The 11,485-nt window shown below is 49.7% G+C and carries 10 protein-coding genes; 5 read left to right on the forward strand and 5 right to left on the reverse strand.

Annotation, left to right across the window (positions count from 1 at the left end; translation table 11 throughout):
- Positions 1 to 64: 64 nt before the first annotated feature.
- The 5 genes from ACFPK9_RS08325 to ACFPK9_RS08345 all read left to right on the forward strand — a co-directional run bounded on the left by ACFPK9_RS08325 (position 65) and on the right by ACFPK9_RS08345 (position 3,669).
- A complete protein-coding gene (locus ACFPK9_RS08325) occupies positions 65 to 346 on the forward strand; it encodes a signal peptidase II (protein ID WP_377094390.1) in 282 nt (93 codons plus the stop codon).
- Positions 347 to 432: 86 nt separating this feature from the next.
- Positions 433 to 654: a hypothetical protein gene (locus ACFPK9_RS08330; protein WP_377094391.1), complete on the forward strand. Its 222-nt coding sequence runs from the start codon at positions 433 to 435 to the stop codon at positions 652 to 654.
- Positions 655 to 703: 49 nt separating this feature from the next.
- A complete protein-coding gene (gene trpS, locus ACFPK9_RS08335; RefSeq protein WP_377094392.1) occupies positions 704 to 1,669 on the forward strand; it encodes a tryptophan--tRNA ligase in 966 nt (321 codons plus the stop codon).
- A gap of 105 nt (positions 1,670 to 1,774) precedes the next feature.
- Entirely contained in the window at positions 1,775 to 3,376 is a 1,602-nt protein-coding gene (locus ACFPK9_RS08340; protein ID WP_377094393.1) for a hypothetical protein, read from the forward strand.
- Between the two features lie 110 nt (positions 3,377 to 3,486).
- Entirely contained in the window at positions 3,487 to 3,669 is a 183-nt protein-coding gene (locus ACFPK9_RS08345; protein WP_377094394.1) for a hypothetical protein, read from the forward strand.
- A gap of 47 nt (positions 3,670 to 3,716) precedes the next feature.
- On the opposite strand, the gene ACFPK9_RS08350 is transcribed toward ACFPK9_RS08345, so the two are convergent.
- The 5 genes from ACFPK9_RS08350 to ACFPK9_RS08370 all read right to left on the reverse strand — a co-directional run bounded on the left by ACFPK9_RS08350 (position 3,717) and on the right by ACFPK9_RS08370 (position 11,427).
- Positions 3,717 to 5,186 carry a sulfatase family protein gene (locus ACFPK9_RS08350; protein WP_377094395.1) on the reverse strand — a complete coding sequence of 490 codons (1,470 nt, stop codon included), beginning with the start codon at positions 5,184 to 5,186 and terminating at the stop codon, positions 3,717 to 3,719.
- A 315-nt stretch (positions 5,187 to 5,501) separates the two neighbouring features.
- Positions 5,502 to 6,287 carry a PEP-CTERM sorting domain-containing protein gene (locus tag ACFPK9_RS08355; RefSeq protein WP_377094396.1) on the reverse strand — a complete coding sequence of 262 codons (786 nt, stop codon included), beginning with the start codon at positions 6,285 to 6,287 and terminating at the stop codon, positions 5,502 to 5,504.
- Positions 6,288 to 6,459: 172 nt separating this feature from the next.
- Complete coding sequence (locus tag ACFPK9_RS08360; protein ID WP_377094397.1) at positions 6,460 to 7,239, reverse strand: PEP-CTERM sorting domain-containing protein; 780 nt, start codon at positions 7,237 to 7,239, stop codon at positions 6,460 to 6,462.
- 278 nt (positions 7,240 to 7,517) lie between these two features.
- Positions 7,518 to 8,852 (reverse strand): glycoside hydrolase, encoded by a 1,335-nt coding sequence (locus tag ACFPK9_RS08365; RefSeq protein ID WP_377094398.1) that lies wholly within the window; start codon positions 8,850 to 8,852, stop codon positions 7,518 to 7,520.
- Between the two features lie 139 nt (positions 8,853 to 8,991).
- Complete coding sequence (locus ACFPK9_RS08370) at positions 8,992 to 11,427, reverse strand: heparinase II/III domain-containing protein (RefSeq protein WP_377094399.1); 2,436 nt, start codon at positions 11,425 to 11,427, stop codon at positions 8,992 to 8,994.
- Positions 11,428 to 11,485: the final 58 nt, after the last annotated feature.

Consider the following 11,485-nt stretch of genomic DNA (forward strand, 5'->3'; position numbering starts at 1 on the left):
ATTCCTTTGAATTAGCGAAAGTGAATTCACGTCAAAGCTACTGAACCAAACATTCAGTTAGCTCATGAAACATATACTTATTCTTCTCGCCGGTAGCTGCTTTGCTCTTCAAAGCTGTATGACCACCTATGACGCCAATGGTCGTCCAGTACAATCCGTTGACCCAGGTCTGGCTGCCGTTGGAATTGTTGGGGCCGGCCTCATCGGAGCTGCTATCGCCAGTGATAATAACGACCACCACCATTCCAAACCAAAACCTAGACCTCCCCATAGAGACAGAGACCACCACGGAGGACATGGTAGACACGACGGAGGCGGAGGACACCGAGGAGATCACCGAAGATAACTAACTCCTACCGAGCATGCACTTTCATGCACACAGAAACTCTCTCCACAGTTGCATTATTTCACCAAACGCTCCATGCTCACCGCATGAAAGCGCTTCTTCTTAGCACACTAATCATTGGACTTTTCGGGCTCAGCTCCTGTAACACCTTCGTAGGTGTCGGACGTGACTTCAAGAGCCTCGGTCAAGGCGTCGAAAATAAAGCCTACGGAAAAACTTGGCAAGGAGCACCGCGTGCTCAAAACTCCCAGCACCAAGCCCCATCTCACCAATCTCCTGTGCCGCAAACTACTGTGCCACAGCCATAGTTAGAGCCTTCTTCTAACTTCTCTTTTCTCGATTCTAACTTTTTCTAAAATGCGAATTCTAACAGGTCTCCAGCCAAGCGGAAAACTCCACATTGGCAACTACTTCGGTGGCATGCAACCAGCCGTCCAGCTTCAGGACCAAGGCGAAGCATTCTACTTCCTCGCGGACTATCACGCCATGACTTCCATGTCGGATGCTCAGACATTACGTGAAAACATCCAAAACCTCGCAATCGACTTCCTTGCGTGTGGCCTCGATCCACAAAAAGCGACAATCTTCCGCCAAAGCGATATCCCAGAAGTCAACGAACTCGCATGGATTCTCTCAACAGTCTGTCCAATGGGCTTGTTAGAACGTTGTCATGCGTACAAAGACAAAGTTGCGAAAGGCATTTCCGCTAACCATGCACTCTTCGCCTACCCAGCGCTGATGGCGGCCGACATCCTTCTCTATGACGCCAACCTCGTCCCTGTAGGAAAAGACCAAAAACAACATCTCGAAGTCACCCGCGACCTCGCACAGAAAATCAACGAAAAGTTCGGCGAAGGAACTCTCACCATCCCCGATGCTCAGATCCGAGAAGACTTTGCTGTCGTCCCCGGAACCGACGGTCAGAAAATGTCTAAATCCTACGACAACACCATCCCTCTCACAGGTGGCAAAAAAGCCGTACGGAAAACTATTATGCGCGTCCTTACCGACTCAACACCGGTCGAAGATCCAAAGCCAACTGAGGGCTCTAACGTCATCGCTCTCTACAAACTCTTCGCCGATGAATCAGCTGTGAACCAAATGATCGCCGAACACGAAGCCGGCGGCCTCGGCTACGGACACTTCAAGCAACAACTCTTCGACGCCTACTGGGAATACTTCTCAGAAGTGCGTGAAAAACGCGAAGAGCTCGAAAACAACCTCGACTACGTCAACAGCGTCATCGCTACAGGCGCAGAAAGAGCACGCACCGAATCGACCAAAGTCCTCGACCGCGTCCGCAAGGCCGTAGGGCTGCGCTAGTCCCCCCCACCTCACATTCTCCACACAGCAAACCCGAGGCTCCCACACCTCGGGTTTCTTGTTTCCCTGTTGCCACCAGCACTCATTCCTTGATATAAGGAAAAAATGAAAGCCGCTGTCGTCGCCTCACTTTTTCTCACCCCCATACTCCCTGCATACGAGGTTCACGAATGGGGAACCTTCACCACAGTCTCCGCATCAAACGGCACACTTCTCGCCGGCCTGCACGTGGAAGAAGAACATCTTCCGCCCTTTGTCTACTCACACATAGGCATGGAATCTGACATCAACACCAGAGACGCGTATAACCGCCAAACCGGAAATATCCGTCAACTACCTCAAAATTCAGACCAGATCGCCGTCCATCTCGATGCTAAAACACAACAAGCCTCCGCACGATTCGGCAAAGGACTCGCCGGTGCGAATCTACACAATGTCACCGTAAAAATGGAGACCCCAGTCATCTATTTCTATGGCGACGACACACCCAAGGTAAATGTCAAAGTCGGTTTCAATGGCGGCACAATCAGCCAATGGTATCCCAAACGTAAAACTGGAGACACCCCCCACTCTATCTCCTTAGATGGCTACAAAATCACAGACAGCCACGCTCACCTCCTCGATGGCCTACGCACCGCTGTCGATCTCAGAAAACCCATCGACTTCGCCAATCCCTACCAAGGCTCTATCGAATGGGACGTCAACATTCTCCCTAAAGACCAAGCCGACACTGCTCTCACCTTCAAACCTTTCGAAAACTACACATGGATCTATCCTCGCGTCCCAAATGCAAACATGCTCAAAGTCGATGATGAATACGAAGACTATCTCTTCTACCGTGGCATTGGCAATTTCGAGCTCCCAGCCACATTCTCAGTCGACGATAACGAAACCCTTAGCGTTTCGAATAATAGCAGAGACGCCATCCCCTTCGCACTCGCTTTTGAAAATATCAACGGCAAGTTCCGCTACAAAAACCTCTCTAACATCCCAAGTAATTCCGTTATAAGCGTCAGCGAAAACGACTGGATTAGCCCACAAAACCAGCAAGTCGAAGTCTTCCAAGCCATGCGCGCCGGTCTCGTAGCTCAAGGCCTCACCACCGATGAAGCAAACAGCATGATCCGCACTTGGTGGAAATCCTACTTCAACAAACCCGGACTCCGAGTCTTCTGGGTCGTTCCCAGCCACGATTTAGAAAAAATCCTCCCACTCACCCTCACTCCGCAGCCCGAAAAGGCTGTTCGAGTCATGGTTGGACGCGCCGACATTCTTAGACCCTCCTTTGAGCAAAGCCTCGTCAAGACCGTCGGAAAAAGCTCCTTTCAGCCCTACGAAACTGACCGATTCCAGCTCGCTTACAAACAACGCTTAGAACAACTCATCACCGAACCCGTTTTTAGCCACCTCTCCCCTCAAGGAATCGGCATGCAGACCTTCCAAATCAAAGCCATCGGTAACAACACTCAACAAGCAGGAAGCATCGCCTTCTACTCAAGCCGTGATGTTAAAATTACTGCGTACAACACTGATGCAGAAAAATCGTGGGGACTCTCAGGAGCTTGGAAAATTCTCGACGACACCAGCCTCCAAATCGACGACCACATCTTCGAACTCAACCCAAAAACTGGAATCCTCACATCGAAAACTACAGCGAATTCTAATTGGAACCGCTTCGAGATCCAACTAAAGCGTTACCTCAATTAAAGAAAATCAAGGACTGTTCCAAACTACTAATCTAGGTAAAATTGGGACTCCACCTGGCCTAACAGCCTGTAATCTCCCTTCCTCGTCTCTATCTCATCGAAGAACCCGCCATGGGACTCCACCAAGAAGATGTCCGTAAATTCATCGACATGACACCAGAAGCTGTCGACCACGACTTAACTATCGTCGCCCAAGGAACTCCCAAATGGGTCGCATCTGACAAAAAATCCCACACAGCCCCTTTCATCGCGACGCTTGAAAAAAGTAAGCCCTCTTTCTACAAGGGGTGCTGAGCTTTGCGAGCAAATCCCTGCCCACAGTGGCTCGCGAACCATTCAAACTATTTTCCCACTGATTTCCAGAGAATGATCTTATCTACATCGTTCTTCAGCTCAGGCCCAGCAGTGCTGCGACCACGTGCGATATCGGATTTCAATTGCTCTAACAATTGCTGCACCACCTCTGGATGCGATTGATAAAGATTCGTCGTCTCGCCTGGATCGGCCTCCATATCGTAAAGCTGACCTTTAGGCGCGCCTTTGGGAATTTGGTTTTCTTTAGGGCCAGTCCAACCCGCAGAACCTTTTGCCAAGAGTAACTTCCATTTCCCCTGACGATAGGCGAAGTGACCACTGATCGAGTGATGAATCACTCCCGCACGAGTCGAAACAATTTCAGCCCCAGACAACGCCGGCAAAAAACTAACACTGTCTTCAGCATTTTCAGCAGGTAGATTCACATCGATAATGTCTGCAGCCGTGGCAAAAAAGTCAGTAAGGCATATCAATTGATCACTCGTCGATCCAGCCGCTACATGACCCGGCCAGCGCACAATGAAAGGCACACGGTGACCTCCGTCCCAGAGGTCGGCTTTCGAGCCACGATACCCAGCGCTCACGATGTGCCCTTTTTTCTCAAGATCAGGAATATCGGCAGCTTTGGAGGTTCCATTATCAGAGCTGAAAATAACTAAGGTGTTCTCCGTTAAACCATTCTTTTCTAATGCCGCCATAATTTGGCCGACACCGTCATCTGTCTGCATCACAAAATCCCCGTAAATTCCTAGCCCACTTCGCCCGATCCATTCAGGCGAAGGCACAATAGGAGTATGCGGTGAACCGTATGGCACATAGAGGAAAAAGGGAGTCTTTGGCTCAGCAGCACGCGCTTCGATGAACTCGACCGACTTACGTGTAATCCGTGGCAACATATTCACTTCTTCCTCGTGCTTAATCACGGTTTCATTTTCGATCACCCCCTTCATGTCACCAGCATGGTGAAAGCCGTGGTAATAATCAAAACCACGCTGGACGGGTCCATCAGGAATCTTACTCCCTACTGGCGCGAGTTTCTTCCCCTTACGCTGGATGGCGTCGCCAGTGTCTGCATCGAGATACTGAAAGTTAAGATGCCACTTCCCCACAACCCCAGTGTGATACCCCTGCGCTTGCAAAAAGCTCGCAACCGTCTCCCGACCCTCAGCGATCAGATTGGGAGCAAAACCTTGCACTACACCTTGTTGTAATTTCGTTCTCCAGCTATAGCGACCGGTCATCAAGCCGTAACGTGTCGGTGTGCACACTGCAGACCCAGAATGCGCATCAGTAAAAACCATCCCTTCTGCAGCCAAGCGATCGAGCGCTGGTGTCTTAATTTTCCCATGCTCAGGATTAAGCGCGTGCACATCTCCGTAACCGAGGTCATCACAGAGGATAAAAACAATGTTCGGCCGATCAGCGGCGAAAGAAACGCTTGCAAACAGAAGCGGACTCAGCAGGAAAACTGCCTTTAGAAGTAATGGGTGTTTCATAAATCAAATGGTCAATGCGAGGCGCGTTCGTAGTAGGGATGCGCGTAGAGTGAAAAAATCCACCCGCATCGACTATTACAAAACGTCCTCGCGAACTTGATTCTTTCATCAGACATTTGCGAACTCTACGCTGAACCTCTATCCTGAGATACGTGCAATCACAGAAGGGCTTCGATCTACCTTTCATCAGCCTTCGTGAGCACATTGCCCACCTGACTGCTACCTCCAATTTCAAGGGAGAATGTAATCCCTTATAAAAATAGGTTCGAGTACCCGTACTCGAACCTATATCAATCAGCACATAGAAAATATTGCTTATCCGCGGCGTCTACGAAGCACGAGGGCTCCCAAGCCTCCGAGAAGTAGAGCGGAACTACTTGGTTCTGGAATGGCTGTAACACTAAAGTTATCAATCGAGATCGCCCCAGTTCCAGTGGTGGTAGTCACATTGCTTCCCCAGCCCATGGTTAAGTATTGTAGATCATTAATATCATTAACGCCGGCAGTAGCAAAAGCACCTTCGCCAAGAACAATGGTCTGAGTAAAGGTGCCGCTTCCTGTCAACGCTCCGCTGAACGCTGTCGAAGCGTTGCCAGCCCCGCCAAGGGACCCGTCCTTAAAGTTGATTCCCGTGAAATCCCCCTGATTGGCCGTAGGTGAACCATCGAACTGCGTCTGTATCGTTCCGTTTTGCACACCTGTGTTATGCAGCTGCGTGTTATTCCCTGTAGTCGTCCCATTATAGAGACCGTAGGCATGAAAATACAATGTGGCATCAGCACCCACATTATAGTCAAATGAAAAGGTCAGTTCAGTATAGTCAGCCAATCCAGCAGCGCCTACATCAAAGACTCTTAACAACCCTCCTTCTGAAGGGATACCAGCCGTTGTTCCTGGGTTCGAGACGACACCTCCAGAAACCGCCCATTCGCTGCTGGAGAATTTAATCCAATTGTTTGCAGTATGCCCAATGCGCAAGCGGTTATCAGAAGTAATCGTGTTGCTACTGAAATCATCAGTCACTATAGAAGCAGCATGAGAGGCTGAGGAAACGCCCAACAACAAGGCGGAGGAGAGGAGGAGTTTTGTAGTTGTGTGCATAATAATATGGAGTGATCTCAGAAATTATTTTCTGAGCTTAAGCTAAGGCTAATCAACTGCACCCAAATGAAGTAACCCCCTATTTTTAGGGGGTATTCAGAATGCAATTTCAAAAGAAAGAGGCCCGAGCACGAATGCTCGAACCTCTATCAACACATATGAAAATGTTTGCCTAGCTACGGCGTCGACGAAGCGCCAATGCTCCTAATCCTCCGAGCAACAGAACCGAAGAGCTTGGTTCAGGAACAGCTTGGACGTTCAAATTATCAATCGAAATAGCTCCAGTTCCATCGGCATTAGCCATATTCGTCCCGAAGGCAATTTGAATAAAATCAAAATCGGTCACACCGTTAATCCCCCCTGTTAGTCCCGGAGCTTCATCTGCACTCCACGAATAACCAGTGAGATCAAAGGTTGCAGAGTAAGTGCCTGTAGTCCCAGCTGCAAACGAAACGGCATCAGCTACGCTATTTCCTGGATCGCCCCCAGTCAAAAGACTCATGTCGCCAAATTGAGCGTCACCCTGGTTTTGCATCCCACCATTCTGAGCTTCAGGGTTATTCAATATTTGATTACTACTTGGTGAACCATTCTGCGTCCATCCAATGAGATGGAAATACAGCGTAGATCCCGCTCCCACAGCATAATCAAACGAAACAGTAATCTGCGTCAAACCCGCTCCCAATCCAGAAGTGGATACCGACTGACCTACCGCACCTTCCGACGCAACCCCAGCTGTAGTCCCAGGGTTCGCCAAGGCACCACCTGTGATAGACCATTCTGAATTCGTATGCTTATAATAACCAGCACCGACTTGGTCGAAACGAAAACGAGCATTCGTGCTAATACTACCCGACGAAAAATCGTCGTTGATCATGGTCGCTGCATGCGATGCTGAAGCCATTCCCAACAACAAGGCGGAGGAGAGGAGGAGTTTTGTAGTTGTGTGCATAATAATGATAAATTTCGTGAACCCAGAAACACTTATCTAGATTACGAGAACGCTAACGGATGAAAACAAAATGGAGCAACCCCCTGTTTATAGGGGGGCTCACTACTAGCCACTCCTAAAGAGAAAATACACAATCTGAACCATTCCACCCGAACGCCATGATCGCAACTATTGGCATGGACGACTGCCCCCAGTCGTTAGACGGGATTGAGACATCTCATCCTCCCCTCAAGAACAAACCTTCGCCCAATTGTATACTTGATGAAGCGCGTTCCGAATCACCTCTCAATCTCAAAACGCAGGAACTGCACAGCCCCTGGTTTGAGATCTACTGTTAGATTCTTTCTTTGATCCAATTCGAGAGTTTCGGTCGTCCCTTGTAGTTCCTTGTCAGCATCACTCCAGCGGATCTGTTGGACTTCTTGTTTGAAGGTGAAATCGCCCTTGATTTCCAGCGGCACATCAGCGAAGGCGCGCTCGCTAGGGTTAAGAATCCATAGCGTCACGCTGTCGTCCTTGCGAAAGCACATCGTCTCTACATTTTCTAACTTTGTGCGTGAGGGGATGTAGTGTGCTCCCATGGTATTTGAGGCAAAGTGCTTGAAGAGCCAGTAAGCCCGCATGCGCTTGGCCTTGCCTCCCCACTTAAAATAGATCGAGCGCGTTTCCGAGTTGATCCCGCGTGACCAATTCTCAAAGAAGACCTCCCCTTCGAGCCCCGCGCGGTAAGCCCGGGATTTTTTCGAGTAGGTTTCAGCTAGTTTATGCACTGGGACTTCTTCCCCGTAGGTGCGTCCACCACCGCCGGTGTGGCTTTCATCGTCATAGGCGGGTTTGCCCATGGCATTCGCCAGGCCAATAAATGTTTCCCAGTCTTTCTCCGTTCCCTTGTTGTACTGGTGGGTCGAGAAACCAGCGTAATCACTCGCATTTCCTACCTTCTGGACCTGTCGAAGATCGTTGATTCCTCCCTTGAGACTCCAGGTTGCCGGCCCGACAATGTAGGGCATCTGCACCTTGCGTTGCGCACACATCCGCTTGAGCTCTGCAATCACCTCCTTGCGTTTCGCCACGCTTGCCACCTGCTTCCATTCCTTTGCTAGGGTAAGAATGCGAATCGGCACTTCCTGCTGCTGCATGTATTCTAAAAAATCGACAATGAAGCCCGCGAAGAGCTTCGTCTCTAACAAACTTGGATCATACTTCCCACCATCATAGCCACCTCCTTTGTAGATCCAGTCTGGCAGGTTATTACGCGTCCCATAGCCATCATAGTCTGTGCGCAAGGTCGCCCAGAACCTGATGTCAGGTCGCAGCTTCTTGATATCTAACATCGAGGCGACTTGCTTTTTATAGAAGCCAAAGTCCTTCGTCCCCTGCTCTAATTCTTGGTGCTTATCATACACCACACGCAGGTAGTTCACCCCTTCCGTATCAAGGAACACCCACTTGAAAATCTCGTCCTTGTTCTTGGCATGCTGCAGAGCATTCGCTGAGCGCTCCATGTCAGCTCCCATCATCGTAATTTTTTGTTGAGGACGGTGCACATCGATCTCAATGGATGGCTCCGCCATCAATGGCATCACGATAGCCAAAGCCAGTAAACAAACCACATTCCTCATATGCCCTATTACTCTCAAGCTATTCATCATCCGTCTTCTTCTATGTAGATTATGTTGGAGAAATCTATGTCAACAAACAGACAAAATCTCACTCCCCAATCTACTCTTTAATCCCTAGGAGCATAGAGGACTATTCCAAAATCCGCATTGCTAATCGCGTCCCCATCAACTTCAAATCTACCTTCCAGCTCTCTCCACTCACGCGCCACAGCCCCTTTCCCGTTTGCTCTACCTTGCGAATTTGGGCTCCGTCTTGCTGGAGGTATGGTTCGTAAATAGCAACAAAGGGCGACTGAGCTGCCGCTCCAGCCTGGCGCACCACAAGCGTAGGACATGGCAGCGCTTGAATCTCCCTACTGTAATTGCGAGCTGCTCGATTCGGTGGAGCATCAACTTTAAATAATGTTCTCCCCTCTGCTCCCAGCAACCAAAGATCCATCGCCACCTTTTCCTCCCCCACCTCGAATGGAAAACGTGCACGGAAGCCTTCGCTGTATTCTAACGATTGCTCATTCTTGAAATAGCTATAGCCGCGCATGTTACCCATGTCTTCTGTAAGAAGGCTGCTCGCAGCTAATTCCAATGGTCTACCATCCATATCAGTGACGATCATGCTCTGCGCCATGCCATGATACAGCCAATCATGGTACTCGCCAGACTGTGCTTCTTTCAGCTGCGAATAGAACACATCAAAGTAAAAGGCAGTGGTCGCGTTCACTCGGATCAGGGCCAAGGTTCGGCGCTGCTCGGCCGCTGGCTTCTTTAAGCTAAAGCTAGAAGTCAAATAGCGAAGTTGCTGGTGGTTTGAGATTTCTCCCAAGGGTGGTTCAACCACCTCAATTGCCTGGCGAATCCCCTTGCCATGTTTCGCATCATACTCTGCATTCCCCATGGGTATCACCGTATTATGTGCGGGCATCTGTAAATAATAATGGCGGTGGTCAGGCTGCCAATAGCTACTGCCACGTCCAGGATCAACAGCCAACACATGCCCCGCACCATACAGCTCCACTGCCAAGCCATTGCTGTGCATGTGCCCACCCTTTGTACCAAACATCGCCGCCGAAAGCGCGTAGCGAGGATCACCATTTTCAGACAAATTCTCTAGCATCACTATATCTAAGGGCTCTGCAAAATAACTAGAACCACGATCTAACAGACCACCTGTAGATATGACAGGTAATTCCTCTACATAGCGGGTAATTTCTAAAACGCCACCAAGCTTATTGCGATCGTATTGACCTGCATCGACTTCTCGTTGAATGATACTCGCCATGACCTTGGCCAACTCCCCCTGTCCCTCCTTCATTGCCCAAGAAAGCATCATCTCCGCACCCCGGGTCATCACTCTTTTATAACTGGTATCACCTACCGCATTCGACCAGCCATTCGGGTGAAGCAATCGGGTCTGAGCCAACATCGCCCGCTGCACCACTGGAGTTTCTAGAGCTGCTTTTCCTTTTGGATCATCGGCGAGTAGGCAGGCGAACTCGATGATGTTCGCTGTCGTATCAAATCCATAACCAGACGCCTCTGGCCAGATAGCGGTCTCCTGATCAAAGCCTTCCTGGATCACAGCAAGCAAACCCTTCTGCTGTGGCAAATCGGCATTCAGCACAATATCCACATAGTACTGGCGTCCACGTCCGTCCGCATAATACGCATCATCCTGCAGCGCCATCCCTCCATAGGCAATGCTTCGGGCTTGATGGAGATTCCAGTTGCCGTCTCGATTTCCACCTTCAACGATGCGATCTACCATCCGCTTCAGACACTGTTCGATGACGGCGCCATCCACATCTTCTCGGCCTTGAATATAATGAAAAAGAAAGTCATACGCTAAACCAGCATGGGACACTAAGTTGTCGTGAATTACTTCAAATGAAGTCGAACCAATGATCCGGATCGATCCTTCATTATTATCAGCCACCAATGGCGGCTTCACGTATTGAAACCCCTCCATGTAAGTCCAGAGAATGCCTGTCGCAAACTTGGCGTAGCGTTCTTCTTCGGTGAGCCAATATAGAAACGCCGCATCCTGAGCTAGAGCCATAATCTGCTCATTGCGCTTTTCAATGTTATGCCCAGTGAGACTAGGCTCCACCCACTCGCCCTTTCCCGTCTTGTTACTCCGCATCCAGATCAGCCCATTCTTATCATTAAATGGCTTAGCCTGGTCTAAGCCAAACCGGCTGTACTCCGATTTCCAATCGCGGGCACCAGTGAAACGCGGAGTGGGCACCGGTGCCGCACCTTGCCCACCGACAGTACGCGATCCCTTGGTTACCGCTTGGGTGTACGCTGTCTCCCAGTTCATGAACAGACGAGAGGTCATCCACTTTGGATCTTTTTCTACCTTTCGCACATAGTTATCTACTCTCTTTTGAATGCGTCCAAAAGCATTGCCAGCCCACTCCACTGAGTCAATTTTGCGGACAATCTCTCCATGCTGCCCATGACTCACAAGCACTCTAGGGTGCGTCCTCTTATCCGTCGTCGCCCCTGCCTCTATCACAATGAACGGCAACACCACACAGCAACATACAAGGAACCAAAAACGCATCATGCACAAAACTAAAGAGCTCTAATTACTTTGCAAGAAACAAGCCCCCCTCTGAACCTAA

This window comes from Rubritalea spongiae (assembly GCF_042652385.1).
GTDB classification, from domain to species: Bacteria; Verrucomicrobiota; Verrucomicrobiia; order Verrucomicrobiales; family Akkermansiaceae; genus Rubritalea; species Rubritalea spongiae.

Excerpts from the sequence above, each read along its gene's own strand:
- ACFPK9_RS08370 (WP_377094399.1), bottom strand. The coding sequence starts at position 11,427 with ATGATGCGTTTTTGGTTCCTTGTATGTTGCTGTGTGGTGTTGCCGTTC.
- ACFPK9_RS08350 (WP_377094395.1), bottom strand. The coding sequence starts at position 5,186 with ATGAAACACCCATTACTTCTAAAGGCAGTTTTCCTGCTGAGTCCGCTT.
- ACFPK9_RS08345 (WP_377094394.1), top strand. The coding sequence starts at position 3,487 with ATGGGACTCCACCAAGAAGATGTCCGTAAATTCATCGACATGACACCA.
- ACFPK9_RS08355 (WP_377094396.1), bottom strand. The coding sequence starts at position 6,287 with ATGCACACAACTACAAAACTCCTCCTCTCCTCCGCCTTGTTGTTGGGC.
- ACFPK9_RS08360 (WP_377094397.1), bottom strand. The coding sequence starts at position 7,239 with ATGCACACAACTACAAAACTCCTCCTCTCCTCCGCCTTGTTGTTGGGA.
- ACFPK9_RS08330 (WP_377094391.1), top strand. The coding sequence starts at position 433 with ATGAAAGCGCTTCTTCTTAGCACACTAATCATTGGACTTTTCGGGCTC.
- ACFPK9_RS08340 (WP_377094393.1), top strand. The coding sequence starts at position 1,775 with ATGAAAGCCGCTGTCGTCGCCTCACTTTTTCTCACCCCCATACTCCCT.
- ACFPK9_RS08325 (WP_377094390.1), top strand. The coding sequence starts at position 65 with ATGAAACATATACTTATTCTTCTCGCCGGTAGCTGCTTTGCTCTTCAA.
- trpS (WP_377094392.1), top strand. The coding sequence starts at position 704 with ATGCGAATTCTAACAGGTCTCCAGCCAAGCGGAAAACTCCACATTGGC.